The organism is Streptomyces sp. NPDC004838 (assembly GCF_053600955.1).
The window spans coordinates 374,071-400,728 of the sequence record NZ_JBSGAW010000002.1; the positions used below are offsets into that span (position 1 = coordinate 374,071).

The 26,658-nt window shown below is 68.3% G+C and carries 28 protein-coding genes and 1 pseudogene; 15 read left to right on the plus strand and 14 right to left on the minus strand.

Translation table 11 applies throughout. From position 1 onward, the window contains the following. Window positions 1–12: 12 nt before the first annotated feature. From ACWEFL_RS03970 to ACWEFL_RS03995, 6 genes are all read right to left on the minus strand, one after another. Window positions 13–816 carry a winged helix-turn-helix domain-containing protein gene (locus ACWEFL_RS03970; RefSeq protein WP_451706999.1) on the minus strand — a complete coding sequence of 268 codons (804 nt, stop codon included), beginning with the start codon at window positions 814–816 and terminating at the stop codon, window positions 13–15. 425 nt (window positions 817–1,241) lie between these two features. Continuing rightward, entirely contained in the window at window positions 1,242–2,279 is a 1,038-nt protein-coding gene (gene glnII / locus ACWEFL_RS03975; protein WP_451707002.1) for a glutamine synthetase, read from the minus strand. 307 nt (window positions 2,280–2,586) lie between these two features. After that, window positions 2,587–3,807, minus strand: a complete 1,221-nt coding sequence (locus ACWEFL_RS03980) for an ARPP-2 domain-containing protein (RefSeq protein WP_451707005.1) — start codon at window positions 3,805–3,807, stop codon at window positions 2,587–2,589. Then, a complete protein-coding gene (locus tag ACWEFL_RS03985; RefSeq protein WP_451707008.1) occupies window positions 3,794–5,245 on the minus strand; it encodes a hypothetical protein in 1,452 nt (483 codons plus the stop codon). Before ACWEFL_RS03985 ends, ACWEFL_RS03980 begins: the two co-directional genes overlap by 14 nt. 195 nt (window positions 5,246–5,440) lie before the next feature. After that, entirely contained in the window at window positions 5,441–6,127 is a 687-nt protein-coding gene (locus ACWEFL_RS03990) for a hypothetical protein (RefSeq protein WP_451707011.1), read from the minus strand. A gap of 217 nt (window positions 6,128–6,344) precedes the next feature. Further along, window positions 6,345–6,707, minus strand: coding sequence for an ArsC/Spx/MgsR family protein (locus ACWEFL_RS03995; RefSeq protein WP_451707013.1), 363 nt, complete (start codon window positions 6,705–6,707; stop codon window positions 6,345–6,347). 283 nt (window positions 6,708–6,990) lie between these two features. Between ACWEFL_RS03995 and ACWEFL_RS04000 the strand changes: the two genes are divergently transcribed. Then, window positions 6,991–7,281: a hypothetical protein gene (locus ACWEFL_RS04000; RefSeq protein ID WP_451707015.1), complete on the plus strand. Its 291-nt coding sequence runs from the start codon at window positions 6,991–6,993 to the stop codon at window positions 7,279–7,281. 145 nt (window positions 7,282–7,426) lie between these two features. Continuing rightward, window positions 7,427–9,025, plus strand: coding sequence for a glycoside hydrolase domain-containing protein (locus ACWEFL_RS04005; RefSeq protein WP_451707018.1), 1,599 nt, complete (start codon window positions 7,427–7,429; stop codon window positions 9,023–9,025). Between the two features lie 100 nt (window positions 9,026–9,125). On the opposite strand, the gene hemC is transcribed toward ACWEFL_RS04005, so the two are convergent. The 5 genes and pseudogenes from hemC to ACWEFL_RS04030 all read right to left on the minus strand — a co-directional run bounded on the left by hemC (window position 9,126) and on the right by ACWEFL_RS04030 (window position 12,090). Beyond that, the gene (gene hemC / locus ACWEFL_RS04010) at window positions 9,126–10,061 is read right to left on the minus strand and encodes a hydroxymethylbilane synthase (RefSeq protein ID WP_451707021.1); all 936 of its coding nucleotides are present in this window, start codon (window positions 10,059–10,061) and stop codon (window positions 9,126–9,128) included. A gap of 383 nt (window positions 10,062–10,444) precedes the next feature. After that, window positions 10,445–10,675, minus strand: a complete 231-nt coding sequence (locus ACWEFL_RS04015; RefSeq protein WP_451707321.1) for a tautomerase family protein — start codon at window positions 10,673–10,675, stop codon at window positions 10,445–10,447. 41 nt (window positions 10,676–10,716) lie between these two features. Next, the gene (locus tag ACWEFL_RS04020) at window positions 10,717–11,013 is read right to left on the minus strand and encodes a hypothetical protein (RefSeq protein WP_451707332.1); all 297 of its coding nucleotides are present in this window, start codon (window positions 11,011–11,013) and stop codon (window positions 10,717–10,719) included. A gap of 115 nt (window positions 11,014–11,128) precedes the next feature. Then, window positions 11,129–11,266: pseudogene (locus ACWEFL_RS04025) on the minus strand (SDR family NAD(P)-dependent oxidoreductase); the annotation flags it as partial. Between the two features lie 41 nt (window positions 11,267–11,307). Further along, a complete protein-coding gene (locus ACWEFL_RS04030; RefSeq protein WP_451707024.1) occupies window positions 11,308–12,090 on the minus strand; it encodes an SDR family oxidoreductase in 783 nt (260 codons plus the stop codon). 158 nt (window positions 12,091–12,248) lie between these two features. Here ACWEFL_RS04030 and ACWEFL_RS04035 point away from each other — a divergent pair, with 158 nt between their 5' ends. Beyond that, window positions 12,249–13,166 (plus strand): MmyB family transcriptional regulator, encoded by a 918-nt coding sequence (locus tag ACWEFL_RS04035; RefSeq protein ID WP_451707026.1) that lies wholly within the window; start codon window positions 12,249–12,251, stop codon window positions 13,164–13,166. Between the two features lie 996 nt (window positions 13,167–14,162). Here the strand turns inward: ACWEFL_RS04035 and ACWEFL_RS04040 are convergent. Beyond that, window positions 14,163–16,340 (minus strand): ATP-binding protein, encoded by a 2,178-nt coding sequence (locus ACWEFL_RS04040; RefSeq protein WP_451707029.1) that lies wholly within the window; start codon window positions 16,338–16,340, stop codon window positions 14,163–14,165. A gap of 96 nt (window positions 16,341–16,436) precedes the next feature. Here ACWEFL_RS04040 and ACWEFL_RS04045 point away from each other — a divergent pair, with 96 nt between their 5' ends. After that, window positions 16,437–17,465 carry a DNA cytosine methyltransferase gene (locus tag ACWEFL_RS04045; RefSeq protein WP_451707031.1) on the plus strand — a complete coding sequence of 343 codons (1,029 nt, stop codon included), beginning with the start codon at window positions 16,437–16,439 and terminating at the stop codon, window positions 17,463–17,465. A gap of 338 nt (window positions 17,466–17,803) precedes the next feature. On the opposite strand, the gene ACWEFL_RS04050 is transcribed toward ACWEFL_RS04045, so the two are convergent. Beyond that, entirely contained in the window at window positions 17,804–18,421 is a 618-nt protein-coding gene (locus tag ACWEFL_RS04050; protein ID WP_451707033.1) for a GNAT family N-acetyltransferase, read from the minus strand. Continuing rightward, the gene (locus ACWEFL_RS04055) at window positions 18,402–19,160 is read right to left on the minus strand and encodes a GntR family transcriptional regulator (RefSeq protein ID WP_451707036.1); all 759 of its coding nucleotides are present in this window, start codon (window positions 19,158–19,160) and stop codon (window positions 18,402–18,404) included. Before ACWEFL_RS04055 ends, ACWEFL_RS04050 begins: the two co-directional genes overlap by 20 nt. Before the next feature lie 870 nt (window positions 19,161–20,030). Here ACWEFL_RS04055 and ACWEFL_RS04060 point away from each other — a divergent pair. The 11 genes from ACWEFL_RS04060 (at window position 20,031) to ACWEFL_RS04110 (ending at window position 26,656) form a co-directional block, all read left to right on the plus strand. Next, window positions 20,031–20,237 carry a hypothetical protein gene (locus tag ACWEFL_RS04060; protein ID WP_451707039.1) on the plus strand — a complete coding sequence of 69 codons (207 nt, stop codon included), beginning with the start codon at window positions 20,031–20,033 and terminating at the stop codon, window positions 20,235–20,237. A 166-nt stretch (window positions 20,238–20,403) separates the two neighbouring features. After that, complete coding sequence (locus ACWEFL_RS04065; RefSeq protein WP_451707041.1) at window positions 20,404–20,682, plus strand: DUF6284 family protein; 279 nt, start codon at window positions 20,404–20,406, stop codon at window positions 20,680–20,682. Further along, window positions 20,679–21,002, plus strand: a complete 324-nt coding sequence (locus ACWEFL_RS04070; RefSeq protein WP_451707044.1) for a hypothetical protein — start codon at window positions 20,679–20,681, stop codon at window positions 21,000–21,002. The genes ACWEFL_RS04065 and ACWEFL_RS04070 overlap by 4 nt, the downstream gene beginning before the upstream one ends. Then, window positions 20,999–21,448 carry a Pycsar system effector family protein gene (locus ACWEFL_RS04075; RefSeq protein ID WP_451707047.1) on the plus strand — a complete coding sequence of 150 codons (450 nt, stop codon included), beginning with the start codon at window positions 20,999–21,001 and terminating at the stop codon, window positions 21,446–21,448. Before ACWEFL_RS04070 ends, ACWEFL_RS04075 begins: the two co-directional genes overlap by 4 nt. Next, a complete protein-coding gene (locus ACWEFL_RS04080; protein WP_451707050.1) occupies window positions 21,445–22,305 on the plus strand; it encodes a DUF2637 domain-containing protein in 861 nt (286 codons plus the stop codon). The genes ACWEFL_RS04075 and ACWEFL_RS04080 overlap by 4 nt, the downstream gene beginning before the upstream one ends. Beyond that, a complete protein-coding gene (locus ACWEFL_RS04085) occupies window positions 22,305–23,018 on the plus strand; it encodes a DNA methylase (protein ID WP_451707052.1) in 714 nt (237 codons plus the stop codon). Before ACWEFL_RS04080 ends, ACWEFL_RS04085 begins: the two co-directional genes overlap by 1 nt. Beyond that, complete coding sequence (locus tag ACWEFL_RS04090) at window positions 23,018–23,395, plus strand: RRQRL motif-containing zinc-binding protein (RefSeq protein WP_451707054.1); 378 nt, start codon at window positions 23,018–23,020, stop codon at window positions 23,393–23,395. Before ACWEFL_RS04085 ends, ACWEFL_RS04090 begins: the two co-directional genes overlap by 1 nt. 31 nt (window positions 23,396–23,426) lie before the next feature. After that, window positions 23,427–23,801, plus strand: a complete 375-nt coding sequence (locus ACWEFL_RS04095; RefSeq protein ID WP_451707056.1) for a DUF6251 family protein — start codon at window positions 23,427–23,429, stop codon at window positions 23,799–23,801. 91 nt (window positions 23,802–23,892) lie between these two features. Continuing rightward, complete coding sequence (locus tag ACWEFL_RS04100; protein WP_451707059.1) at window positions 23,893–24,099, plus strand: DUF6257 family protein; 207 nt, start codon at window positions 23,893–23,895, stop codon at window positions 24,097–24,099. 102 nt (window positions 24,100–24,201) lie between these two features. Further along, window positions 24,202–26,268, plus strand: a complete 2,067-nt coding sequence (locus ACWEFL_RS04105; RefSeq protein ID WP_451707061.1) for a cell division protein FtsK — start codon at window positions 24,202–24,204, stop codon at window positions 26,266–26,268. Between the two features lie 151 nt (window positions 26,269–26,419). Next, entirely contained in the window at window positions 26,420–26,656 is a 237-nt protein-coding gene (locus ACWEFL_RS04110) for a hypothetical protein (protein ID WP_451707064.1), read from the plus strand. Window positions 26,657–26,658: the final 2 nt, after the last annotated feature.

Genomic DNA, 26,658 nt, shown 5'->3' on the forward strand with positions numbered 1-26,658 from the left:
ACCGGCCGGGGATCACGGCGCGTACTTGTAGCCGACCCGTCGCACGGTCTGGATCGTGTGGCGGTGCTCGGCCCCCAGTTTGCGGCGCAGCCGGGCCACATGGACGTCGACGGTACGGCCGTCTCCGACATGGCCGTACCCCCAGACGGTGGTCACCAACTGATCGCGGGTGTGCACCCGGTGCGGACGCGCCACCAGATGAGCCAGCAGCTCGAACTCCAGATACGTCAGATCCAGCGCCCGGCCGTTCACCGAGGCGATCCGCTCCGGGGCGTCGATCCACACCGGCCCGGTCTCTCCCGGCCCTGTCCCACCCGGCCCTGTCCCACCGGGCCCTGTCTCACCCGGTCGGGCCTGACTCCTCGCCGGCCCGGTCCCGCTTCCGCGGGTCGTACCGCCGAAGGCCCCGGCCGGGGTGAGGCCGGCCGCGGCGGGCGCGGCCGTGGGGTGCTGATCGGCCGGTACGAGAACGAGATAGCCGAGCATCGGCGGCCGGCCGGGCAGGCTGGGCACATGGCGCTGAGGCACGGGCAGCCAGGTCGCACCGGGAGGCAGGAACTCCGGAACGTCCACCACGCCCACGGGGCCCCAACCGCCCCCCGGCGCGACCTCGTCGGGTTCGACGGCCCGCAGCCGGTGGCGTACGGGACGGGCGGGGCGATGGGCCGGGCCGGGGGAGCCGGGCCTCGCGGAGTGGGCGGCGGTGGAGGAAGCCGCGGAGACGGCGGCAGAGGCGGCGGCGGCAGCGGATACGGTTGCGGTCGCGGTCGCTGCGGAGACCGCGGAGACCGCTGAGAACGGGCGGGTGTTCGCCATGAGAGTTCAGCTCTCTTTCGCGCGGAATGTCGACGAGTCGATAGACGGACCTACGTCGTGCGCGCTGGCCGAAGACCGGATGAGCGGCTTTAGAGGGCCTGCGCGTTCACCGCGCGACAACACACCCGGTCGAAGTCGTGGTGCTGCCGGGAAGGCCAGAACGGCTCAAGGTCGCCGCGACCCGTCGCGTCTCTCAGAAAGCTGGCCATGGCCTCATTGAACCAGATGATCCCCGCCCCAACGAGGGCGTCTCTCACAGACCGAGACGCCGATCCCGTCACATCTGCCGCCCGCCCCGGCTCGCGCCTCCCGGCGCTCGCGCCCGTCCAGCCGCACCCGGGCGCACGGACGAGGGGGTGCCCGCCGTGCCGTGGCGGGCACCCCCTCGGACGCCTGGCCCCCGCACCTGGTGCCGGGGCGGGCGGTCAGACCTGTCCGGCCTTCTCCAGCGCGGTGCAGCAGGTGTCCACCATCAGACGGGTCACCACATACGGGTCGACATTGGCGTTCGGCCGCCGGTCCTCGATGTAGCCCTTGCCGTCCTTCTCCACCTGCCACGGGATACGGACCGAGGCGCCCCGGTCGGAGACGCCGTAGCTGTACTCGTTCCACGGGGCGGTCTCGTGCAGTCCGGTCAGCCGGTCGTCGATGCCCGCGCCGTAGTTCTTGACGTGGTCCAGCGGCTTGGAGCCCTCGCCCAGCGACTCGCAGGCGGTGGTGATCGCCGCGTAGCCGTCGGTGCCGCCCGCGTCGCCGCGCATGGCCTTCGTGGAGAAGTTGGTGTGCGCGCCCGCGCCGTTCCAGTCGCCCTTCACCGGCTTCGGGTCCAGCGTCGCCGCGACGCCGAAGTCCTCGGCGGTGCGGTAGAGCAGCCAGCGGGCGATCCACAGCTGGTCCGCGACCTCCACCGGCGCGAGCGGGCCGACCTGGAACTCCCACTGGCCGGGCATGACCTCGGCGTTGATGCCGGAGATGCCGAGGCCCGCCTTGAGGCAGTTCTCCAGGTGGGCCTCCACCACATCACGGCCGTGGATCTCGTCCACGCCGACACCGCAGTAGTAGCCCCCCTGCGGGGCCGGGAACCCGCCGACCGGGAAGCCGAGCGGACGGTCGCCGTCGAAGAAGGTGTACTCCTGCTCGATGCCGAAGACCGGCTCCTGCGCGGCGAACCGCTCGAAGACCTCGACCAGCTGCGCACGGGTGTTGGACGAGTGGGGGTTCATGTCCGTGTCCAGGACCTCGCACAGCACCAGGATGTGGTCGCCGCCGCGGATGGGGTCCGGGCAGGTGTAGACCGGCTTGAGCACACAGTCGGACGCGTGACCCTTGGCCTGGTTCGTGCTGGACCCGTCGAAGCCCCAGACGGGAGGCTCGGCGCCCTGTTCGAGGATCTTCGTCTTCGAACGGAGCTTGGCGGTCGGCTCGGTGCCGTCGATCCAGATGTACTCAGCCTTGAAGGTCACGGGGCCTCATCCTTTGCGGGTGCAGCGGTATGCCACGCAGTTTCGCAACACGCGATTTCCCGGCCGTTGCCCTGATGTGAACCCCGTGTTACGCGCGTCTCCCGGATGCCACACGCACCGGGTCGACTCTCGTGAGGCCCATCTTTCCCTTCCGGAACGCTTGCGGGCGGTTCCGGTTCCGGTTCCGGACGCTTTTTCAGTTCGCGGCCGGTGCGGGTTTTCCGAATGACGTACGACCGAGGGGCCGGAGAACAGAGGATGTTCCGGCAGCCTCACACCCCTGCCGGAAACCACTCCGACCTGCCGTTCAGCCCTTGAGCCGGTGTTCCACCCCGTGTTTGAGCAGCGATTCGAAGCCCGCGTCCCGAATTCTCCGTACGAGATCGGATGTGCTGGTTCCGAGGGATTCGGCCGTACGCTCCAGGTGCCAGTCGCCGTCGTGCAGTGAATTCAGCAGATGGCCGCGGCGGATCTGCGCCTCGGAGAGCCGGAAAGTCTTGAGATAGGCCACCCTGCCCTTGGAATCGGTGATCAGCTCGCCGATGTGCTGCTCACGCCCCCGGTGGAAGGGCGGCAGAAAGCGTGAGAGCGTGAACGACCCCATGGAGTAGACCCGTTCGAACATATACGACTCGTCGAGAAGACCGGCCGCCAGCACCGAATCGTGGTTCCGCGTCCACTCCCGCTCCTGCTCCCGTGCCAGGGCCCGCAGATCCGCGAGCGTGCGCACATGGCGGTCGTCGCGGACGATCGCCTCGAAGGCGCCCACCGGGCGGCCGAAAAGGGCGTGCTGGTGGACCAGTTCCCCGTACAGATCCTCGATCAGGGACCGGTGCAGGGCGCGGTAGTCGGCGGGATGCGGGACGGCGAAGGCCGAGGCGAGCGAGTCCGCCGCGTACACCAGCACACCGCACTGGTCCGGATGGATCTCGAACACCCGTAGCGCGTCCGCGAGTCCGTGCAGCCGCCGGCCGGCGTACGCCGCCTCCGCGCGCGGCGACAGACCCTGGCGTACCGCACGCTGGGACCACTCGTCCCAGACGATGGACGGCCCGCCGAAATGCAGGGCCAGATACCCCTCCAGCGCGAGATGCAGCGGGAGGAAGCGCAGCCGGGTACCGGCGCGCCCGCCGTCCCGGCCGCCGCGCTCACCGCGCCCGGCGGAGCGCCGCCGCTTGGCGAGCCGGTGGTGACGGCGGACGGGGACACGGTCGGGGCTCGCGTCACCCAACTGCGTTCCGTACGCGGCACCGGCGCCGCCGTCGCCGGACCAGTCCGCCACGAAGCCGTGGGGAATGTAGGAGACATAGCGTCGGCCCGCCCCCATGTCGACGGAGGAGTGACCGTCTTCGGCGGTGTCGCACAGGCCGTCGCACGCGTCGTCCCCCGCCCCGCTTCCCGTGCCGTAGACCTCATGGCGCAGCCGCAGCCCGTCCACCGGCGCCGCGCGCACCAGCGGCACCAGCCGGATGCCGCCCCACACCTGGGAGGGCGCGGCCGCCAGCCCGGTCATGTCAAGCCTGCTCATCGTGCTCCTCCCGTCGGTGGACGTTCTTTTCGTGGCCGCTCAGGAAGCGCTCGGTACGGCGGTCCAGATACGCCTGGAGGTCGGCGAGCCCGGTACGCCCCTCGGCGAACTGCGCGATCTCCACGAGAGCCGCCAGATCCTCCGCGTCGCGGATTCCGGCCGTGGGCACGCTCGGCGCGAGCCGCCGCACGTCAAAACCGTCCGCGTCGTACACGGGGTTCACATGGACGACGCTCGTCCGCCGCTCCGGATCGAGCCGCGTCCGCCACACCCGCAGCACCTCACCGGCGAGCCCCGGCGGCGCGTTGTCCCAGCCGTCCGAGACGATCACCAGCCGCTCGGGGGAGTCCTCCAGCGCGTCGAGTATCCGCGTGCCGAGCGGGCTCGGCCCCCAGGGGCGTACCAGCAGCGGATCCCGGCCCCCCGACGTCCAGTGCGCCCGGTACGAACCGGCCAGCGCCTCCAGCAGATAGTGCGAACCCAGCGCCACGGCCAGCGGACGGCGGCGCTTCACACCGGATCCGTACGACGAGTAACTGTCGTCCAGCACCGCGGAGACCCGCCCCCAGGTCCCCGCGTACGGCCCGGCCGCCCGGCGCGCGGCGGTCCGCAACGCTCCCCGCAACTCGGCGCCGCGGCCCATGCGCTCCTCGCGGGGGAGCGAGAGAACGTACAGGGCGAGCCGGGTCAGCGGCATCCCGCCGAGATCGGCCGCCGTGCCGGCACTGCTCCGCGTGCGCAACCGCTCCAGCCGGGTCATGCGCGGCGCGATCCGCTCCAGGAACACCTCGCGCGGGACGCCGTGCCGGGCGGCGAATCCCTCGGCGACGGTGAAAGGCAGCTCGTAGACCGCCTCCTGCGAGTAGTGGGCGCGGCGGTGGGCGTCCAGGAAGGCGTGCTCGTAGCGGACCCGCTTGCCGGGCCGGAAGAGGAAATCACCCAGTTCGTCCCCGACCGGGAGATGGGCGTGCCGGGCCGTCGTCTTCAGCCCGCGACGGTACTTCACCGCGTCATGGCCGGGATCGGGCCGGGCCGCCAGCCAGTCGCGCTGGATCGCACGGGTGCGGCGATTGTTGACCCTGGCGTCGCTCAGCGCCCGGAACAGCCGGTAGACCCGCTGCGGCGGCAGCGCCGCCAGCCGGGCGGCGATCAGCCGCCCCTCCGCGCGCTTCTCCTCCTCCCCGCTCGCCTCGCCCGCGCCGCGCAGCAGCCGTTCGATGACGGCCGCCGCGTTGTGGTCGTTGATGTCGAGGGAGAGCGTGGCCGCGTACAGGGGCCGGTAGTTGACGTACACGTACTCGTGGAGAAAGGACAGCGACAGTTGCTGCCCTCGCGCGTCGGAGTGGAACTCCCGCTGCCCGGTCGCCGTGATGGCGGCGTTCACGAACAGGAGCACGTCCTCCGCGGCGATCAGATCGGCGTGGGTGTCCTCCGGCATGGTTCCCCCGTGGGCGCGGCTATGGGAGACCGGCCGGGGAATGGGGGTGCGATCAGCGAAATCACTGCATCAGAAGCAAGTCTCGGAAGTCGCACCGGAGTCCCGCGGCCGGTCACCGGCAAACGTAACACCCGGTGCGACGTGCGCCGCGGGATTTTCCGGGCCTGTGGACCTTCGCGCGTGGGGGTGAAGCCATCAGCCGACGCGCTCGATTCGCGCCTTGCGGATGAGGAACTTGCCGGGCTCGCGCACCTGCTCGAAAGCGGCGTTGTTGAGCAGGGCGCAGCTCCCGGAGACCGCGGTCACCTTCACGGTCGTCGACTTGTCGTTGTCGAGGTTGGTCACCTTCAGCGTGGTGCCGATCGGGAACTGGTTGCTGGAGGCGGCGGGAGCGCCCGCCTCACCGGACAGCGTCACGGTCGAACCGGCGCAGACGACCTGACCGGTGGCCCCGCCGCCACCCTGGCCGCCGCTGTTTCCTCCTGTGCCGCTGTTCCCGCCTTGGCCGCCGCCGTTTCCGCCTTGGGCGCCGTTTCCGCCGCCCTGGGCCGGGGGAGCGGTGGACGGCTGCTGCTGGGCAGGGGGCTGCGCCGCCTGGCCTCCTCCGCCCCCGACCGGACAGCCGGACGCGGCCTGCTTCCGCTTGATCTCCTCGATGACGGCCTGACGATTGGCTATCCGGGCCTCCGACTGCGCGTCGGGATTGGCACGCTGGCCCGCGATGAACCGCTCGTTGTTCCGGAGGGCCGTGTTCAGCCCGTCGCAGGCCACCGACGCCTGACCGGTGCCGGTCATCGCGAACGCCGTGCCACCGGCGGCCAGGGCCGCGCCGAGGAGCAGGGCGATCTTCTTCTTGCCGCCGAGGGTTTTCTTACGCGACACGTAGGGCTCCTGTTCGGTTCGATTCCGTGGTCGGGTCGACTCCGTGTGCCGTTACGTACGAGTAGCTCAGGGGTTCTTCTCAGGTTCCCCACCCGCCTCTTCCTTAACTTTTCTTAAGGCCGGGCGACCGCTGAAAGGGCTGTCGCGAGGCTCCGCCGGTGATGCGGGGCCGTGCCTGTACGGGGTTCTCGGCCTGGTCCGTCCGGGCGGGCGGACGTCAGGCGCGGCCCAGAGCGTCCCGTACCGCCTCCTCCGTACGCCCCACGACAGCCGTCCCGTCGTCCGCGGTGATGATGGGACGCTGGATCAGTTCGGGATGACCGGCCAGCGCCTCGATCCACCGCTTCCGCGCACTCTCGTCCCGGGGCCAGTGCTCCAGTCCGAGTTCCTCCGCGGCGGCTTCCCCCATCCGGGTGATGTCCCAGGGTTCCAGCCCCAGCCGCGTGAGTACGTCGCCGATCTCGTCCGTACTCGGTACGTCCTCCAGATAGCGGCGCACGGTGTACGAGGTGCCCTCCGCGTCGAGCAGTTCGAGGGCGCCGCGGCACTTGGAACACGCGGGATTGATCCAGATCTCCATACCGTCAACGTACCGCCCGGACGGATACGCTCCGGGCCCGCCTCGGCCACCGCCGGGAGCTGTCGCCGAAGGGACCGCCGCGGCCGCCGCCGGAGCTTTCGGGGAACTCGCGCCGGTGTTTCTCCCCTGCCCCCGTCCCGCCCTCGCTCCGCCCCCGCCGCGCTCCTTCCGTGCTCCTCGTGAGCCCCTTCAAATGCCGTCTGGCCAGCGGCGATTGTCAGTGCCGGGAAGTAGACTGGACAGTAGTTCGGGATGGTCCCGTCACTGCGCCTGGAGGTTGCCGATGGCCGTATCCAGACTCATGAGGAACCCCGCCAAGCCTGGGCACGCGGCCCAGTACACACCGCTGAAGAAGAAGCCGCTGCCGGCCGGACAGCCGCGCGAGTGGTATGTGACGCACAACCGCCGGTTGAAGGCGATGCGCCTGGCGATCGCCCTGCTCGACTCGGGTGTCTACCACCCGGCGACCGCGGACAACGTGAGGATACGGACGACGGCGGACCAGATCGGGGTGCACCCGCCGTCGGACACGACGTGCCGGATGGTCAGGGCCCTCATCCGGTACGGCCGCTGACCAGTACGGCCGCCGATGTGAGACCGATGGCCCGTCACCCGCTGCGGGTGGCGGGTCATCGCCAATCCGGGCCCGGCCGGGGTCGGTTGGGCGGGCGCGGGGGCATGCTGGAACCACAGGGTCCGAGCACCTTGGGGGGACCGCCATGTGGCACCTGTACCGCACCTTTCGCAGACTCCGACCGCTTCCTGCCCACCGCACTCACCGTGCCCGCGGGGAACATCGCGCCCACGGGGAACACCGCGCCGACCGGGCGCACCGCGCTCACCTCACCGCCGCCCGCGTCGGCTGTGACGCCTCACTCCGGGCCCTGCCCGGCGCTTCGGCCGACGGGGCGCTCCGCGCCGCTCCCGGCACCGAGCCGCGCCCTGTCGCCCGTGCCGCCCTCGGCTCCGCTCTCCGCTTCGCCCGCCGCCCGCGCGGCCTGCGCCGCACGGCACGCCGCCTCCTGGCCTTCTCGACGGCCGGCCTGCTGAGCGCGGCCGTCGTGCTCACCCTCGCCCCGCCCGCCGCCGCCGAACCGGCCACGCCGGTCGCGTACGACACGGGCGCGACCGCGACCCGTTACGCGGGTCTCGCCTTCGACACCTGTACGGCCCCGCCCCTGGCCGCGATGCAAGCGTGGACGGCCTCCCCGTACCGTGCCGTCGGCGTCTACTTCGGAGGGGTCAACCGCACCTGCGCCCAGCCGCAGCTCACCCCGTCGTGGGTGACGTCCGTCGCCGCGCTGAAATGGCGGCTGCTGCCCATATACAAGGGTCTGCAACCACCGTGCGGCGCACGGCCCACCGACGCGAAGATCAGCCTCACCCCGGCGACCGCCAGGTCCCAGGGCGTCGCGGCGGCCACCGACGCCATAGCCAAGGCCAGGGCTCTCGGCTTGCAGCCCGGCAGCGCGTTTTACAACGACATCGAGCACTACTCCCAGACGGACACGGCCTGCCGCACCGCCGTGCTGTCGTACATCTCCTCCTGGACGAAGGAGCTGCACCGGCTCGGCTATGTCTCGGGCGTATACATGAATCTCAACCTCGGGGCCAAACAGCTCTCCGACGCCTACACCTCCACCGCCTACGCCCGCCCCGACGCGCTCTGGACAGCCCGCTTCGACGGAGTCGACTCGCTGCGCGGCTGGACCGCTGTCCCTGACTCCCGGTGGGCGGTCCACCAGCGGGCCAAGCAGTTCCGGGGCACGCACGACGAGACCTACGGCGGCGTGACGATCAGCATCGACACCAACCGCCTCGACACACCGGTCGCGACGCTCGCGTACCCCTACTCGGTGACGAGCACGACCCCGCTCAACGCCCGCACCGGTCCTTCGACGAACTACACCACCGCGAAGACCCACGCACCTGGGGCCGCCCTCAGGGTGGTCTGCCAGACACCGGGCTCCAGCGTCGGCGGCACCGCTGTATGGGACAAGCTCTCCGACGGCACCTATGTCAGCGACCGCTATGTGAGCACCCCGTCGAAAACGACCTACAGCGCTCCGCTCCCACGCTGCACCTACCCGTACCAGACCACCGCGACCCTCACGGAACGCAGTGGCCCCGGCGCCTCGTACGCCGGGAGGGGCACCTCGCCCAACGGCGCTCTGGCGTGGGTGTACTGCCAGCGGGCGGGCTCAAGGGTCGGCACCACGACGGTCTGGAGCCGGCTCGACAACGGCCGCTATGTCTCCGACTACTACGTGTCCAACCCGAGCAACACGACCTACAGCAGGCCGGTCCCACGCTGCTGACACCACACCCGAAACCGCGCCCGGCACCTTGCCCGCCCGCCCGGACGGGTCCGGTGGAACCGCAGGCCCGGTGAAGTGGGCGAGGGGCGGTGGCAGGGGGTCAGTGGGCGATCCCGTCGATCAGCTCGCGTGCCCCCTGCCGCAGCAGAGCCACGGCCACCGAAGTCCCCAGGGTCGCCGGGTCGAGGGGCCCCGCCCACTCGTGCGCGTTCAGGACCGTCTTGCCGTCCGGCGTGAACACCTTGGCGCGCAGCGACAGATCCCCGCCGCGCTCGGCCCGCGCGTACCCGGCGATCGGCGAATTGCAGTGCCCCTGCAGCACATGGAGGAACATCCGCTCGGCCGTCGCCTCCCGATACGCGGCCGGGTCGCCCAGCCCGCTGACGAGATCGATGATCGCGGTGTCGTCCTGGCGGCACTGCAGCGCGAGGATCCCCGCGCCGATCGGCGGACACATCGCCTCGACCGAGAGAATGTCGCTGATCACATCCGTACGCCCGATCCGCTCCAGCCCGGAGACGGCGAGCATCAGCGCATCCGCCTCCCCGGCGGCCAGCTTCTCCAGCCTCCGGTTCGCGTTCCCGCGCATCGGGACACACTCCAGATGCGGGTGTGACGCGGCCAGCTGAGCGATCCTGCGGACCGAGGACGTTCCGATGCGCGTGCCCGCCGGCAGCGCGTCCAGCGTCAGCCCCTCAGGGTGGATCAGCGCGTCCCGGATGTCGTCCCGCTCCAGGAACGCGGCGAACGTCGTCCCGGCGGGCAGTGGCCGGTCGGCGGGCACGTCCTTCACACAGTGCACCGCCAGATCAGCCTCCCCCGCCACCAGCGCCGCGTCCACCTCCTTGGTGAACGCGCCCTTCCCGCCCAGCTTGGCGAGATCCCCCATCCACCGGTCCCCGGACGTCGTGACCGGCACGACCTCGGTCCTGATCTCCGGGTGAAGCACACTCAGCTCGGTACGGACACGCTCCACTTGGGCGAGAGCCATGGGTGAGGAGCGGGTGACGATACGGATCAGCTCAGGCGCAGACATGCGGAACACCATAGGGCGTCCGGCCCCATGGTCATTTCACCCACGCGAACGACCGTCGGTCCGACATCCGGTCGACGCGCCCTCCACAGGCGTGCGTGCGCCCACGTCGTCGCAGGTCGATGCCCCGGCCCCGGAAACCGACCCCGCCCTTCCGGACCGAAGTCCTCCGTGATCCTGATCGGCAGCACCAACGCCGCCGGGGCAGGCGTCAAGGCCCTGCCCCAGCGAAAGGAAGACGACGAGCAGGAGTGACAGAGAGGGGCCCTGGGGAAGCCCAACTACCCTAGGGCCCCGCTCACCACAGTGCATCACCCCAGGCCACCCACGGGCTACCGGGAACGAGACACCGCATGAACTCCCTGGCCGAATGACGGCAGATACGGTCAGGCGTCGCCGGTGTCGGCCGGTGTCGCCTCACCGAGCATGGCGAGGGTCAGCACGTCGCCGGCGACGCCCCAGCCGCCGTCGGCGACCTCTTCGACCAGAACCATGGTGTTGTTGCGGGCGCGCTCGCCGTAGATCTCGACGTACAGATCGGTGGTGCGGGTGACGATCTCCTCCTTCTGCTCCGGGGTGAGGGTCTTCTCGGGGACCTTGAAGTTCGCGAAAGGCATGGCCGGTCGTTCCTTCTCTCGGTTGGGGTGATGCAAGGGGGTCACAGGGAGCTGCCCGGGGTGAGCAGGCTGTCCAGTCCGATGCGTCGGAAGAAGTCGGCGCGGACGCGGTCGGCGACCGCGGAGACGACTTCGCTGCCGTCTCGGCTGGGGTCTATGTGGGTGCGCAGTGGCCGGGTGCCGTGTGGCATCGCGACCAGGCGCGCGACGGCTTCGGCGACCTCGGCCCCATCGGCGTCCGGAGGGATGAGCGCGGCCAGGCGCTTGCCCAGATCGTCCATCAGGGGTGGGTGACGCCGGTTGTAGGCTTCCGCACGGTCGACGTCGGTGGGGGGCATCCGCGTTGGCGAAGTGGTTGGTGCCTGCGGTGAACGCCCCGGGCACCACGATCGCGGTGTCGATGCCGAACGGGAGCACCTCGGCGCCGTAGCGCGCCAGGTCCGCCACCGCGGTCGCGTTGCGGGTCGCGGTCCGGCGGATGCCCGCGTACACGGTGTGACCGGTGCGGGCCAGAGCACGTACGGACAGCGCGCCGATACCGCTGGAGGCCCCGGTGACCAGGATGACCTTCCCGGTGTCGTCATTCCTCATGACAGGGTCCTTCGTCGATCCATGGGGTGATTGCGGGCGGCTCAGACGATGCCGCCGTTGGCGCGGATGACCTGTCCGTTGATCCAGTGGCCTGCCGGGGAGGCCAGGAACGCGACGACCTCGGCGATGTCGGCCGGGGTGCCGAGTCGCTCCAGCGGGGACAGGGCGGCCAGGCGGGCGATGGTCTCCTCGTCTTTGCCGTCCAGGAACAGGTCGGTGGCCGTGGGACCGGGCGCGACGGCGTTGGCGGTGACGTCCCGGCCGCGCAGCTCGCGGGCCAGGACCAGCGTCAGCGCCTCGACCGCACCCTTGCTGGCGGAGTACGCGCCGTAGTCCGGGAAGGCCAGCCCGACCACGGACGTGGAGAACGTCACGATCGCACCGCCGGAGCGCACCCGGCGGGCGGCCTGCTGGACGACGACGAACGTGCCGCGGATGTTGGTGCGGTGCAGGTCGTCCAGGACGGCAAGGTCCAGGTCGGCGATCGGCGCCATGCGTGCCCGCCCGGCCGCGTGCACGACGACGTCGACACCGCCGAACTCTGCTTCGGCCGCGTCGAACAGGGCCGCGACGGCGTGTTCGTCGGCGACGTCGGCGCGCACGGCGATGGCCCGGACGCCGCAGGCGGCGGCCTCTTTCACGGCGGCCTCGGCTTCGGCCCGGTGGCCGACGTAGCCGACCACGACGGCGTACCCGTCGGCGGCCAGTCGGCCGACGGTCCGGCGGCCGATGCCGCGCGAGCCGCCGGTGACGATCGCGACACGGGGTGAGGCGGCGGGCCGGGCCTGGGCAGTGGTCCCGTCGGGGGGAAGTGGGTTGGGCATCGCTGACTCCTGTGGTGGATGCGGATCGGGTCGCGGTCTTGCCGTCGCCCTGCTGCTTCCTCCACCATCGGCCGGTCCCTCACCCCCAGCCAGGGCTGCGTCCACCCAGGGGATGCCGCCCCCTGGATACGGCCCGGCACGCGAGCGACCATGAAGGGGTGAACCTTCCGGAACTCGGCGCCTTCCTCAGGACACGCCGCGACCGCATCCGCCCCGCCGAGGTCGGTCTCCCTCATGGCCCGCGCCGGCGTGTCCCCGGGCTGCGCCGCGAGGAAGTCGCCCAGCTGGCAGGGCTGTCGGCCGACTACTACACCGAGTTGGAACGCGGCGGCAGCAAGCACGGCGTACAGCCCTCGGCCCAGACCCTGGCCGCCCTCGCCAGGGCCCTGCGCCTGAACGGCGATGAGCGCGACCACCTGTTCCACCTGGCCGAACGGCCGGTCCCCCCGTCGGCACACGGACCGTCGGCACATGTGCAGCCCGCGCTTCTCGGACTGTTGGACCGGCTGTCCCACACCCCCGCGCGTGTCATCACCGACCTCCACGAAACCCTGGTGGAAAACGACCTGGCCCTGACCCTGCTCGGCAAGTCCCCGGCACACCGCGGCCCGACGGCAAGCTTCGTCTACCGCTGGTTCACCGACCCGCAGACGCGCGAGATCTTCCCGCCCGAGGATCACTCACACCACTCCCGGGTGTTCGTGGCCGACCTCCAGGCAGCGGCCGCCCGGCGCGGCCGGGACCCGGAGGTCACGAGGATGGTCGCCGTGCTGCGCCGCCGTAGCCAGGAGTTCGCAGCCCTCTGGGACACTCATGACGTCGCGGTACGCCGCATGGACCACAAGAAGATCGTCCACCCCACGCTCGGCGTCATCGAACTCGACTGCTACAACCTGCTCAGCGAGGACGGACGGCAACGCCTGCTGTGGTTCACCGCGCCGCCCGGAAGCCCGGGAGCCGAGCAGCTGGAACTGCTGTCCGTCATAGGAACCCAGGACCTGAGCGTCACCGAGGGCATGGCACCGAAGGGGTTGTCTGCGGCGGAATCCGGAATGACCGTTCGTTCGACGTCCTGAATGACGCCAAGACCTGGTTCGCGACAGCCCAGACCGACGTACGGTGCCAGGAGTTCGTCGACCCGCGTGACGGCGACCTGTCGGTCAAGGACTACATCGGCGTGCACTGGTGGCCGGCTCAGAGCGGCGACCCGTCCACGATCGAGCGCATCGAGCAGCGGGTGCGGCGCCACATCGTTCCGCACCTCGGAGCGCTCCGGCGGCCTGGAACAGCACGCGAACGGACAGCGCGCCTGGGAACCCTCCCGCGAGCACGGCTTCCACGAACTGCGCCACTTCTACGCCTCGGAGCGGTTGGAGGCTGGTGAGTCGGTCGTCTCGCTCACCCAGCGGCTGGGGCACGCCGACCCCGGGTTTATGCTGAGAAAGTACGCGCACTTCCTGCCCCGTGCAGATACCCGCGGCACCGCTGCCGTCGACGCCCTGTTCGGCGACCGGGAAAGGGGCCAGGGAACGCTCCCGGGCTCCGAAGTCCCGCAAAGACGCCGCCGCGTCCCTCGTCTGGCCCGCGTTTCAGCAGGTCAGACGGGGGATGCGACGGCGTCCGTCTGTCAGATGTCGAAGAACTGATGTGGCGGGTCTGCTACCTCGGGCGTTAGATCAGACACCCCTCCTGACCTGAGAGGGAGCGGTCGTCGTTGGTCGTTGTTGGTCACCGTTGGCCGCCCTCTGACGGCCCGAGGACGGCCCGGCCCGGTCTCCCTAGGTCTGGCCTGACCCTGCCGGACACTCGATAAGAGCGCCCGACCGCCGATGCGGAAGGTCGACATGGCAGCGGTGCGGAGGATACGAGATTCGAACTCGTGAGGGGTTGCCCCCAACACGCTTTCCAACTGTCCGCACGGCCGTGCGGGGGCGTCCGTAAGGGTTCACGCGGCAGGTCAGACAGGGCGCGCGTACGGCGGTGAACCATGGCGTCCGTCAGCGCACTGGACAAAGACCAGGACAACGAGCGGCTCAGAGTCGAGGTCTCAACTCATACAAGATGGGGACTGCTCATGTTTCAAGCTGTGGTTGAGCCGGGTCGTCGCTCGGGTGCCGGGGCGCTACGACCTGTGGTGCCGTCTCAGGAGTCACGGGTGTCCATCCACCTGCGGTGGATTCGACCAGTTCCAGGAAGTCCTTGTGTGCTCGCTTGGTGGAATCAAGCACCTCGTGCCATGTTTTTCGAGTCACGTTGGGGTCGTTCTCAAGCGATGAGATCGACACCTCATCGAGGCGGTCAATGCTATCGACCACGAAGGTGAGCCTACGGTAGGGAAACTGGCGTCCCAGCTCGGGATTTTCGTCGAGGAACTTCCGCAATGAATGGAGGTATCGCATTGCGTTCAGGAATTCCGCGTCGGTCAGCTTATAGCCGAGCCTCTTGATTTCTACGATCCAGAGAACCCCTGAGTCGTGAAGCAGTACGAAATCAGGCTCTTTCGCCTTCCGCTCGATCGCTGTGGTGTTAATTTCGGTGTTGTACTTCTTGGCGTACCAAGATTCGAAACTCGCCCTGACTCGTTTCAGGGACTCGTTCATGCCCAGCGGCGTCCACTCGGGAGCCAGGAGCCATGGTGCCTGCTCGATTAGCTCTTGGAGCGGCCTCTCCAGAGTTCTTCCATCAGAAATCAGCGCCTCCAGCTTGGCCACAACCTCCAGCCGTTCGGCTGCTACCTGACCCAGAGAATACATTTCCGCAATGTGTGCCTTCTGGAAGAGGTCCATAACGGCATCCACGGTGGTTTCGGTCGTGTCGGCCACTTCCCGCAGTGCCTGGAGAAGGCTCCGATGCGGGCCGAGGGACATTGCTAGATTGCTTATACGCTCCACATGTTCAGGATTTCGGAGTGAATCATTGTCCGTATCTCGAACAAGGAGAGCAGCAGCTTCTTTAACGGAATCCCTGTAAACCGGGTCTGCAGGCGCTGCCTCGATCAGTCTTTGTTCCAGACTTGACGTCTCCATGAAGAAGCGTGTCTTTGCGCGCCGAATATGTTCTTCACTGCGCTTCGCAAGCTCCTTCATCAGCGCCTGACCCCACTGGCTCAGAGCTTCTCCTAGGTCCGAAGACCAGATGATGTCTTGCCTATCAGATCGGACTAGATCCTCGTCTTCATCCAGCCATTCGGCGTGGAGCTCACCCACAATGGAGCTTCGCAGTTTGAACTCTCCAGTGAAACCCGTGGCAATGCCAAAATCCATCGTTTGTGCCACGAATTTCCCGCGTGCGTAGATTCGTACGCCAGCCATGTTGGAGTCCTTGTAGGACTTCTCGCTGTAGGCGACGTATCCGGTTACCGGGAGGAAAGATGATTCGAAGGGAACTGGTCTATCGGCGAGCTCAATCCTAGTTCCCTCCAGTAGATCGATCTTGAGTTGCCCGAGCGTGAACTGATCGGTCACGGATGAAGAATTTTTGACACATACTCGCCAGTCGGCGCGTTCAAGGCCAAATCGTGCAGCGAGTTGCCTATTCAGCTCTTCCTTGCTGGGAACGCGCTTCCGCGAGAAGTTCCTCAACTTGATCGTGGTTCCATGGTCCTTAGACCATGTGCCATCCAGCTCACCAATCTCGGGATGATAGTTCTTTTCCGTGTCTGCCAGCATATCGGCAAGGTTGAGGATTAAATGCGAGGTGCGGTATCCGTTCTCGGTCTTTTCGCCACCAGCGGAGACAACCTCCACAGTCTTGCAGATACCGAATGGGGCAAGTTTTCCGATTCCCTTTCTGCCCATCACGGGACGGTTCTTGCCTCGGGACTTATCGCTACCCGTTCGGGTGCGCCTGTCGGCACCGACGGTCAGGTAGTGTCGATTAATCTCGGAGGGGGTCATCCCGTGGCCATTGTCAGAAATTGCGATTTCGTATTGCGCGGAGAGGTTGGGTGCCTTGGGGTCGAAGAGGAAAGCTCCCCAAGGCACTGTGACAGTGACGTCTTCTGCATCCGCGTCGTACGAGTTGGCAATGAGTTCAGCCAAGACGGCCGAAACGCGGTCGTAGAGTTTGATGCCGAGCTTGTCGATCGTGAGCCGGCTGATGCGCATTGTGTAGACGTGCGCAGACTCGCTGCTGGGTGAGTCTGCTGCTGACTGCTCAGGCCCGGCCGGGCCGGGCATGGGAAGCTGTTCCGGCTGGTTCGACGGGTCCAACATCAAGTCCCCCTGGTCCGGCGACAGTGAATCAGACATTCTGCATGATGAGTCGTCAGCTTGGCTAGGGGGCACGCGGGTTGCAGGGAGCGTGCACCATGGCCATGATGCGCTACGTTGAGCTAACATCCAGCCGTGACGAAGCCAACTGCCATCGACCTCTTCGCAGGAGCCGGCGGAGCCACCCAGGGCCTCGTGGGGGCTGGCTTCTCTGTCCTGGGCGCGGTCGAGAACGACTCTGATGCGGCTGCTACACATGCCAAGAACCATCCAGGTTCACACTTGTGGGAAGTGGATATCCGCTCGCTACAAGCTTCCACGATGCGTAGGCAGTTGGGGTTGGCCCCCGGTGAATTGACACTGCTTAAGACGTGTCCCCCTTGTCAAGGATTTTCGTCGCTTGCATCTGGCAAGGGGCTGACTGACCACGAGCGTAACGATCTCGTTTTGCATACAGTTAGATTCGTGCGCGCGTTGATGCCGCAGGCCGTTCTATTGGAAAATGTTCCTGGGCTAGGAAAAGACGCGCGCCTCCAAAGTGTGCGGGATTCGCTTGATTCTCTTGGCTACGTCTCAATGGTTTACCGGTTCGAGGCGTCCGATTTTGCTGTGCCGCAACGTAGGCGTCGTCTAATCATGCTCGCTGTCAGAGGGAAGAGGCGGAGCCTCCCTCAAGATATTGCCAAGGTAATTCCCGACCTGCGCGGTTCTGTGTCGGTCAGGGCCGCATTCTCCGAACTGGAAGCGGCTAACAGGGCAGATGACCCGCTAGATCGCTATCGGAAAAGTTCTGATAAGGTTAGGCGTCGCATTGAGTCGATCCCTGTTGGCGGGGGGCGCCTAGACCTGCCAGAGGAACATCAGCTCGATTGCCACAAGAAGGTTGGCGCGAAGCATGCCACCGCTTCGTATGGGCGCATAAAGTGGGATTCACCTGCGTCAACGATGACCACCCGCTGCACTACTCCCGCTTGCGGTACGTTCGTTCATCCGGAACAGCATCGCGGCATCACGCTGAGGGAAGCTGCTACGTTGCAGACCTTTCCGACGGACTATGATTTTCAAGGCGACTACGGGTCGATTGAGCGACAGATCGGAAATGCCGTGCCTGTCCGGATGGCAACCGTCCTCGGAATGGCTGTTTGGCGGACGCTGAATGTCTAATCTGAGCTATTTGCCTGCAGAGATAGCCGGCAGGTAGGTGAAACCAAGACAGACGCGGCCTCACCTAGAGGTCGCGTCCGTCTTCCGTGTGCGCGGTTTCAGGAAGAGAGGAATCCCGGCTTCTCCCTGCCCAGGTCTTGCAGGTGGTTCAGGTAAGCCTGTGCAGCCGTTTCGGTGCTGTAGCGCGGCCTCATGACGGCCGCGAGTTCTCGATTGGTCATGATCAGGGACGGGACAGACTGACGCTCGCCCTGTAGGGCGCGTGGGTGCGCGTACTGCGGCGAACGATTGCGGACGTCAGCGCACTGGACAAAAACCAGGACAACGAGCGCCCCCTGTCACCCCTTCCGAACAGGCAGTTCGAACCGTGCCTTGTCGTCCGCGTGCAACACCTTGGGAGGGCCGACGGACAACAGGTCGTGCGGCATGGCAAGCTCGCCTGCCGGTCGTTGGGCAAGCCACCCGGAACGCCTGTGGGGCGGTGCCTCTGTGCGTACGTGCTTGAAGCCGAACCGCTCGTAGTAGGAGTGCAGCCCCGTGTTCGTGCGCCACGTGTCTATGCGCACCCAGGTTCGCCCTTCCAGTGCTGCTAGCCGCGACATCCAGTCGATGACTCGCGTTCCCAGGTTCCGACCGGATGCCTCGCGCGTGACCATCAGCTTGTACAGGTACAGCGCTGTTTCTGGATGGTCGGCGTCCGTCCAGAAATCCCTATCGACGGGGCCACGACTGACGGTGGCAAGCACATTGTCGCGCTCGTCGACAACGACCCATGCCCGCCCTTCATCTATGCTGGCGCGCCATTTCACGATGGCCCGTTCGCCCGTATCCGGGTCGCTCCACTGGTCGGTTCCCTTGGTGCGCAGCCACCGTTCCGCCTCCGCTCGGAGGGCCAAGAGGGCGGGTACGTCGTCCGCCGCCGCGGGGCGGAGGTGCTCAGTCCGTGCTGACTTCATAGAGGATCTTGTGCCTGTCTCCGGGGAGGATGGTGACCATGCAGCGGAGGGGGCGACCGTCCGCGTCATATCCCGTACGGGTGTGCTCTGCGACGGGTGTTGCCGCAGGTAGGGCGAGTAGTTCCGCCTCGGGGCGAGTCGGCATGCGCACCGAGATCTCGTCCACGTATTTGGCTTGGACGAGTCCCACGGAGGCCAAGATGCCGCCCGGTGCCGAGACGTCTCGGGGCTCCATCAAGGGCGTGCCGTTCACGAGTTCCTGAGGGAAGTACGAGTCGGCGAGCGCGTAAGGCCGGTTGTCTATGAACCGGACACGCTTGCGCGCCACAGCCAAGCCGTCCTCAGGGAGTTCGAGACGCATGCGCACGTGGAGCGGAGGCTCCACGATCGAGACTGCGATGTCCTGCCGGGGGGCGTTCCCTTTCTCGGCAATCGCGCTGGCCCACTGGTCACCAGCGGTTCGGCCTTCAACCGTTGTGGCGTGGCGACTGCGACTCTCCAACGTCGTCCAGTTCCACACGACAGGCGCATAGTCCTCGCGGACGTACTTCCCCTGACCCTGCCCGGTGACAACCAGACCTTCTTCAACGAGGAGGCGGACGCCGGCGCGGATGGTCTCGCGGCTGTAGCCGTACTGACTCATCATCTTCGATTCGCTCGGGAGTGCTTCACCCCCTGCGAGCGCCCCCGACAGGATCTGTTCGCGCAGGTCATAGGCGATTTCTTGTGCCTTCGTCATACCGCGGCGCACTGATATTGCTCCCCTCTGCTCCAACTCCTCCGTACAAGTTAGACCAGGGGGCTTGACTCTCCAAGTGCGACTCAGGCAATCTCTTGGGGCGGCACTCCTCCAGACAAGACGGACAGGATGTCACGTACGGTTCTGCCGTACAGGTGCGCTCCCGAGGAAAGCCCCAGCTCAGGCCGGGGTCGGTACGGAGGAAGCGTTCGTTCCTTGAGAATTCAACAGAGTGACTTTGATTGGCGGGGGTGGTTCCCCGTCCCCGTGGCGGCCGGGTGAGGACCGCCGACGACCGTTCGTGCCGGGTGGGAGCTGATGTTCCGGCTGGTTCGTGGTCGTTCTGCTGGCGTCGAGCAGTGCGAATAGGACGCCCCGAGGGGTTGAGGCTCGGGACCGGTGGCCGTGGCGACGGCGCTGGTGAAGCCCTCAACACCCCTTCATCCCTGAATGGGAGATCTGATGTTCCGACGATTGCGCGAGGCGCTGTCCGTGCTGGACCGGTACGGGTGGCCGCGCCCCTCGCGTCATTGCTTGATCCGCCGCGTGTGGTGGTGCTGGGAGTTCCCGGCACCAGCTTGCGCGGCTGGTTCTTTCCGCACCGCGTGTGAGCGGTGCGGCCGGTTGCCTCCTCCGCCCGTCCGGCCCGCTTCGGCGTGCCGTACGGGCGGGGTTGAGGGGAGCCGAGAGCTCCACGACGAAGTGCGCCGCCCGGAGAGGCAACTCCGGACGGCGCTTACAGGCATACCTGAAGAGGAGGTCACCTGTGGTGACGAGTCTGACAGACGCGCAGAAGGCGGAGATAGCCCGGAGGAACGCGGAGGCGAACAAGCGGTCGCAGGATGCGGCGCGGGTTCGGGGTGGTCGGTGATGGGCTGGGGACGTTCGCAGCCGTCGCAGCAGCCGTCTGAGGCGTTCGCGGCCGAGGAGCAGCACCGGGCGGATGGTCTGGCACAGAGGTGTCAGGAGATCACGTCGACTCCGGGGCACCCCTCGCAGGGGAGCCTTCCGTACTACCAGGCCGCGTATCAGAACGCGTCCGGGAACGCCGCCGCGAACACCTCACAGCCGAGGTGACGCACGGCGCTTGAGCACAACCGCCCCGATGGTCGCAGGCCGGGTTCGACTCCCTGCCGGGGCACTCCCCTTCATTTCTGTTCTTGAACGGCGCGCGCCCCGGAGCTGGCACTCCGGGGCGCTGGTTCGGGCCGTTCCCATCCCCTTCAGCGAGGAGTTCCGACCCATGAGAAACATCGTTGCACTTCGGGCGCTCGTTACCGCCCTTGACCCCGGCCCGGATCGTGAGCCGACCAGTGTGGAGCTGGCGGCGATTGAGGCGGAGATGCCGCTGATCGCGGCTGAGGTCGAGTTGCTGGATGCGCAGATCACCGCGATCGACCGCAGCATCCCTTCGGAGTTGGACGTGCGGCGGGTGCGCCGGGCGCGGCGGCGGGTGCTGGCCGCCCGCCGGACGCTCGCGAACCGTGCCGGCACGGCAGGCATGCCGGGGGGTGCGGCATGAGCGCGCTCACGCTGGGGGAGCTGTCCGCTCCGCTGCTGGTGCTGCGTGTGCTGACGACGGAGTTCGGGCACCTGCCCGCGCCGCACATCGAGGTCTCGACGCACTTCCCGGACCGGCTGGAGCTGTCGTTCCATGAGGACTTCGCCGGGTTCGAGGCGTGGCGTGAGGCACTGGCCATCGACTCGGAGGCCGTGGGCCATCACGTGCAGGGCGACGGCCGGACCGGGGTCCTGACGGCCCGGACCGACTTCGCCGGGGCGTCGCTGCGGCTGATCGGCTACGCGACCGCCCCGGACGCTGCGGCGGGGGGTGCGGGATGAGTGCCGGTTACGACGCGGTGGGTGCCGCGCACGCGGAGGTGAAGGCCGAGATCGCCCGCACCGACACCAAGACATCGCTCTTGCTGGCGTTTGTCGGTGCCCTGCTCGCCGGGGTGTGGACGGTCGCCAAGGCGGTCCGGCCGCCGCTGGCCGCGCTGCTGGTCGGCGGCGGTGGCGTGGTCCTGCTGCTGGCGGTGGTGGGGCTGCTGCTGTTCGCGGTCCGCCCCCACCTGTCCGGCCGGCATGGTTTCCCCCGCTGGGCCACCGAGACCGCCGAGCAGATCGCGGAAGGTCTGCGGGTGGACACCCGGTGCGCGGACATCGCCGGGCTGTCGCGCCTCGCGGTCGCCAAGTACCGGCGTCTGCGGCAGGCGATCGACCTGATCGCCGTGGCCGGGCTGTTGCTCGCGGCTGGTGCTGTGATCACGGCGGGGGGTGCTCTGTGAACCGCACTGCGAAAGCGCTGCTCGTTCTCGCTCTAGTCGCCGTGGTCGCGATGGCGTTCCGCGTGTCGTGGAATGCGCTGCGGGACGTCGCTGCGGCGACCGGCGCGGACGCGACGGCGGCGCTGCTGTATCCGTTCGTGGTCGACGGCCTCATGGCCCTCGCGCTGGTCGCGACCCTGGTTCTGACCGGCCGGGACCGGACCATCGCGCTGCGGGTCCTCGCCACGTACACAATCGCCTCACTGGTCCTCAACTATGTTCACGGTCTGGTCCCGGAGTTGCATGGCCGGTCGGTCGACTGGAGTCGGCTGGCCGACTGGGACCCGGCCAACTGGGCGCTCGTGCTGCTGGCCACGTCGTTGCCGGTCGGGGCTATCTACTTCGGTTCCGATCTGGTCGCCAAGGTCCTCCACCACCAGACCCGACCGGCCGACTCCGCGAATGCGGAGAAATCGGTTCAGACGACTGTGGAACGGTCGATGTCTGACCTGCACCAGTCGACCCCCGAACCGCCCGCCCGGTCGGCTCCCGCGCCGCTACCGGCCGACCCGACTCCCGCCCCGACTCCGGTACCGGTGCTGGCCGTGGCGGCGGCCGACCACACACCGCAGCGCCGGGCGACCGGCCGACTCCCGAAGTCGGCCCGCACACCCCGACCGACCCGCACACCCGACCAACTCCTCTCCGAAGCGCGGGAGGTGACGGCCGACTGGCCCGACTCGGGGTTGACGGCCGAGGCGGTCCGCAAGGCGGTCCGTACGTCGTCCGCGAACGGCCGGACCCTGCGGGACAAGCTGCGGGCTGAACGTGCGGAGCGCGCCGGCGGGTCCGGGCCGGGTGCGGGGGTGGCAGCGTGATGCGCCGGCCCCGGTTGCTCGATCTGTTCTGCTGCGCCGGCGGTGCCGGCATGGGCTATCACCGGGCCGGGTTCGACGTGGAGGGGGTCGACCTGATCGACCGCCCCCGCTACCCCTTCCCCCGGCATCAAGGCGACGCGCTCGCCTACCTCGCCCGCCTGATCACCACCGGGGAGATCGAGCGGTACGCGCTGGTGCACGCGTCCCCGCCGTGCCAGGCCGGATGCGCGCTCACGGTGGGCACCAACCGGTCACGCGGCTGGGGCCGCGACCATGTCCAGCTCATCCCCGAACTCCGCGTCCTGCTGGACGCGACCGGTCTTCCGTACGTGATCGAGCAGCCGGGCGGCCGTGCCCCGATCCGCAAGGACCTCAGTCTCTGCGGGGAACAGTTCGGGCTCGGGGTCATCCGGCACCGCGCCTTCGAGCTGGGCGGCTGGAGCACGGGGCAGCCGGCGCACCCCCGGCACCGGGGCCGGGTCCGCGGCTACCGACACGGCCGCTACTACGACGGCCCGTACGTCGCCGCCTACGGGACCGGCGGCGGCAAAGCCACCGTCCCGGAGATGCAACAGGCCATGGGCATCGACTGGACCGACGTCCGCGAGGAACTCACCGAGGCGATCCCGCCCGCCTACACCCACTGGATCGGCCGACGGTTCCTCGGCTCGACGCACCGGCCGGACGCCGACGCACACCGGGCGGTCGCCTGATGTCCCCCGCATTCGGCACCTGCTACGACCCGACCGGCCAGGTCCACGGCATCCCCACCTACCCGTGGCGCTACGCCCCGGACGGATACGCCACCCGCCGCCAGTTGCGGGCGGCGGGTCTGCGGCCGGGCGGGCAGCCGGTCGCGGCGCAGATCATGCGCGGCACGCGGTACGGCGGGGTGCGGGTCGCCTACCTCTACCGGATCGACCGGGCCAAGCCCGTGCGGCCGATGACGTCCAGGAAGTGGGGCGCGCTCGCGCTCGCGATGCTCGCCCGCCGTACCTGCCCCGCCTGCCAGTTGGACGCCGGATACGTCATCCCCACCTCGCTCGGCACCTGCGTGACCTGTGCGGACGTGCTTCCGCGCACAGCCTGACCCCTTCCCTCTCACCTGAAGGAGAACCCCTATGGAGTCTTTGCCTGAGCCTGCCCGTGTGGTGCGGCTTCCGGACGGCACCCACGTCTACGCCGACCGTCTGCCCACCGTGCCACAGCAGTACAGCGGCCCGCAGGTCGTTCATCAGCACGTCCACCAGGCACCCCCGGACCGCACCGTGCAGCGCGTCGCGCTCGGTACCGGCATGGGTGCCGGGGCGGTGGCGGCCGGGGTCTACTTCGGCCCCCTGCTCGTCGGCGTCCTCACCGCCATGGCCGCGAACCTTGCCCTGCTCGCCCTGATCGCCGCTGTCTGCGCCTGGGGCGTCGTCACCGTCGTCAAGTCGGTGGGCGGCGCGGACGGCAAGAACGCGGCGAAGAACATCCGCTCTGCCCGTCGCCGCTGACGGCTGCCTGTCCCCGCCTGCCCGTCGTCCTCGACGTGACGGGCGGGGGTGGGGAGCCGGACAGCCCGGCCCGCCGGAAGGAGAACGTCACATGGCGCAGGAGCAGGAGCCGAGGCTCACTACGGGCGAGAAGGCGAAGGTCGCGTGGTACGTGGCGCGGATGGCGAAGCGCGGTATCGCGGACCCCGACCGGGAGCGCGGCACGGTCGACCTCACTGATCTTCAGCGGAAGGTCGACCGGGTCATCGACCGGGCCCGCAAGCGTGAGGAACAGGCCGCGAACAGCGGCCGCAAGTAGCTGTACCCCAGGGCGGCCGTCACTGGCCTAGGAACCGTCCGGCCGCCCTGGGTCCAACCCCATTCACCACCCCGCTCGGGGGTGGGAACAGGAGTGATCAGGATGACTGAGAAACCCGAGGCTGCGCATCTGCGGCCCGTGCCGGATGATGTGCCGGCGGTTTCGGTGCCGGTGGACAATCCGGCGTTGCCGGAGCCGAAGGTGAGCGTCGAGCGGCGCAAGCCGGTGCTTGCCGGGTGGCTGACCAACCGGCGCGACTTCGCCGCGACGGCCCGCCACAAGGGCGCGAACCTCGGCTACAGCACGCTGTTCCACGGGGTCCGGCTCCCGGTGTATGCCGGGCGTCTGGCGCTGATGGCCCCGCGGGGAGCGTGCCGGTTCATCGCCTCCACGAACCGGTGGGTGTGGGACCGGGAGGCCGCGCCGCTGCGGGCTCACGCGGTGCGGACCGAGGACGTTGAGGAGTACATGCGTCTGGCGCGGCTGCGGTCCGGGCGTATCCGGCTGCGGGGACTGGTCACGCTGGTCGCCGCGGTGTTCGGTATCGGGTTCGCCCTCTACCTCTATGTCCTTGCCCCGGTGTTCCTGTACGCGTTCGCCGCCGGGGGTGTGCTGCTGCTCGGCATGGGCGGGCAGCAGCCGGACGCCCCGGTCATCGGTCCGGCGGTGCTGAAGACGGAGGTGCAGAAGCTCACCGGCTCCATCGTGCTGCGCGGTCTGGACTCGATCGGGAACGCGAAGGTCACCGCCGCGATCAAGAAGGGCGGGGACATGAACGGGCTGCGGTTCGTCTCGGAGATCGTGCGGGACGGGCCCGGTTACCGCGCCGATCTGGACCTTCCCTACGGGGTCACCCCGGAGGACATCATGGAGGCCCGCAAGCCCCTCGCTTCCGGCCTGCGCAGGAAGACGGGCTGCGTGTGGCCCTCCCCCGACCCCGAGCAGCACGAGGGGCGGCTTGTTCTGTGGGTGGGGGACAAGCCGATGAACGAGACCAGCAAACCCGCCTGGCCGCTCGCCAAAACGGGCACGGTGGACCTGTTCCGGCCGGTCGTGTTCGGCAACGACCAGCGCATGCGGGATGTGGCCGTGACCCTGATGTTCGCCTCGGTCGTCGTCGGCTCCATCCCGCGGATGGGCAAGACGTTCCTCATGCGGCTGTTCCTGCTGATCGCCGCTCTCGACCCGCGGGCCGAGGTCCACGCGTTCGACTTCAAGGGCACCGGCGACTTCGGAGCCCTCGAACCCGTCTGCCACCGCTACCGCGCCGGTGAAGAGGACGACGACATCACCTACGTCGTCGAAACCCTGCGGGAGCTGAAAGAGGAGCTGCGCCGCCGGGCGAAAGTCATCAAGTCCCTCCCGCGCTCGCGATGCCCGGAGTCGAAGGTCACCCCGGAACTTGCAGGTGACAAGCGTCTCGGGCTGCATCCGATCGTGGTCGGGTTCGACGAGTGCCAGGTCCCGTTCGAGCACGACGAGCACGGCAAGGAGATCGAAGCGATCTGCACCGACCTGGTCAAACGCGGTCCCGCGCTCGGGATCGTGGCCATGTTCGGCACCCAGCGCCCCGACGCCAAATCCCTGCCCACCGGCATCTCGGCGAACGCGGTGCTGCGGTTCTGCCTCAAGGTCATGGGACAGCCCGCCAACGACATGGTGCTGGGCACGAGCATGTACAAGTCGGGCTACCGGGCCACCATGTTCTCTCGCTCCGACCGCGGCATCTGCTGGATGGCCGGTGAAGGAGACGACCCGCGCATCGTCGCCTCGGCGTTCGTCGACGCGGTCGCCGCCGAACGCATCGTGGCCCGCGCCCGCACCGCGCGCGAGGCATACGGCAACGTCACCGGCCACGCCATCGGCCACGGCCCGGAGAGCACAGGAGGCGGGTCGGACATCCTCGCCGATGTCCTCGACGTGATCGCGGACGGCGAGAAAGCCGTCTGGTGCGAGCGGATCGCCGCACGTCTCGCCGCCGTACAGCCGGACGTCTACGGCGGCTGGCAGGGCGAGAACGTCACTGCCGCGCTCAAGCCCCATGGCATCAAACCGGGGCAGGTCTGGGGCACCACCGACGACGGCGACGGCGCGAACCGGCGCGGCATCAAACGCGCCGACATCACCACCGCCATCACACGCCGTAACGCGGATCGGGCCGCCGCCTGACCGCAGCACGGTTGCTAGACCTAGCAGCCTCCCCCGCTAGGTCTAGCAACCCCACTAGCAACCCACAGGGCCCTTGATCAGGCAACTAGCGTCTAGCGGCCCACCTGCGCAAACCCCCGGAACCCGCCCTGAGACAGGAGTTGAGCCCTCTATGGCGCTCGCTAGCCTCGCCATCCTGCTGACCCTCGCCGGTTACGCAGCGTTGTGCACCATCCGGCCGTTCAAGGCATGCCGCACCTGCACCGGCACCGGCATCCGCGCCGCGACCCGGCGCGGCCCCCAGCTCTGCCGCCGCTGCCGCGGCCACCGCTACCGCCTCCGCACCGGACGCCGACTGCTCAACACCAGCCGCGACATCCACACCGACGGCACCACCAACCACCACTAGGG

Excerpts from the sequence above, each read along its gene's own strand:
- ACWEFL_RS03970 (WP_451706999.1), bottom strand. The coding sequence starts at position 816 with ATGGCGAACACCCGCCCGTTCTCAGCGGTCTCCGCGGTCTCCGCAGCG.
- ACWEFL_RS03980 (WP_451707005.1), bottom strand. The coding sequence starts at position 3,807 with ATGAGCAGGCTTGACATGACCGGGCTGGCGGCCGCGCCCTCCCAGGTG.
- ACWEFL_RS03985 (WP_451707008.1), bottom strand. The coding sequence starts at position 5,245 with ATGCCGGAGGACACCCACGCCGATCTGATCGCCGCGGAGGACGTGCTC.
- ACWEFL_RS03995 (WP_451707013.1), bottom strand. The coding sequence starts at position 6,707 with ATGGAGATCTGGATCAATCCCGCGTGTTCCAAGTGCCGCGGCGCCCTC.
- ACWEFL_RS04000 (WP_451707015.1), top strand. The coding sequence starts at position 6,991 with ATGGCCGTATCCAGACTCATGAGGAACCCCGCCAAGCCTGGGCACGCG.
- ACWEFL_RS04005 (WP_451707018.1), top strand. The coding sequence starts at position 7,427 with ATGTGGCACCTGTACCGCACCTTTCGCAGACTCCGACCGCTTCCTGCC.
- hemC (WP_451707021.1), bottom strand. The coding sequence starts at position 10,061 with ATGTCTGCGCCTGAGCTGATCCGTATCGTCACCCGCTCCTCACCCATG.
- ACWEFL_RS04015 (WP_451707321.1), bottom strand. The coding sequence starts at position 10,675 with ATGCCTTTCGCGAACTTCAAGGTCCCCGAGAAGACCCTCACCCCGGAG.
- ACWEFL_RS04020 (WP_451707332.1), bottom strand. The coding sequence starts at position 11,013 with ATGCCCCCCACCGACGTCGACCGTGCGGAAGCCTACAACCGGCGTCAC.
- ACWEFL_RS04030 (WP_451707024.1), bottom strand. The coding sequence starts at position 12,090 with ATGCCCAACCCACTTCCCCCCGACGGGACCACTGCCCAGGCCCGGCCC.
- ACWEFL_RS04040 (WP_451707029.1), bottom strand. The coding sequence starts at position 16,340 with ATGTCTGATTCACTGTCGCCGGACCAGGGGGACTTGATGTTGGACCCG.
- ACWEFL_RS04050 (WP_451707033.1), bottom strand. The coding sequence starts at position 18,421 with ATGAAGTCAGCACGGACTGAGCACCTCCGCCCCGCGGCGGCGGACGAC.
- ACWEFL_RS04055 (WP_451707036.1), bottom strand. The coding sequence starts at position 19,160 with ATGACGAAGGCACAAGAAATCGCCTATGACCTGCGCGAACAGATCCTG.
- ACWEFL_RS04060 (WP_451707039.1), top strand. The coding sequence starts at position 20,031 with ATGGGCTGGGGACGTTCGCAGCCGTCGCAGCAGCCGTCTGAGGCGTTC.
- ACWEFL_RS04065 (WP_451707041.1), top strand. The coding sequence starts at position 20,404 with ATGAGAAACATCGTTGCACTTCGGGCGCTCGTTACCGCCCTTGACCCC.
- ACWEFL_RS04070 (WP_451707044.1), top strand. The coding sequence starts at position 20,679 with ATGAGCGCGCTCACGCTGGGGGAGCTGTCCGCTCCGCTGCTGGTGCTG.
- ACWEFL_RS04075 (WP_451707047.1), top strand. The coding sequence starts at position 20,999 with ATGAGTGCCGGTTACGACGCGGTGGGTGCCGCGCACGCGGAGGTGAAG.
- ACWEFL_RS04085 (WP_451707052.1), top strand. The coding sequence starts at position 22,305 with ATGCGCCGGCCCCGGTTGCTCGATCTGTTCTGCTGCGCCGGCGGTGCC.
- ACWEFL_RS04090 (WP_451707054.1), top strand. The coding sequence starts at position 23,018 with ATGTCCCCCGCATTCGGCACCTGCTACGACCCGACCGGCCAGGTCCAC.
- ACWEFL_RS04095 (WP_451707056.1), top strand. The coding sequence starts at position 23,427 with ATGGAGTCTTTGCCTGAGCCTGCCCGTGTGGTGCGGCTTCCGGACGGC.
- ACWEFL_RS04100 (WP_451707059.1), top strand. The coding sequence starts at position 23,893 with ATGGCGCAGGAGCAGGAGCCGAGGCTCACTACGGGCGAGAAGGCGAAG.
- ACWEFL_RS04105 (WP_451707061.1), top strand. The coding sequence starts at position 24,202 with ATGACTGAGAAACCCGAGGCTGCGCATCTGCGGCCCGTGCCGGATGAT.
- ACWEFL_RS04110 (WP_451707064.1), top strand. The coding sequence starts at position 26,420 with ATGGCGCTCGCTAGCCTCGCCATCCTGCTGACCCTCGCCGGTTACGCA.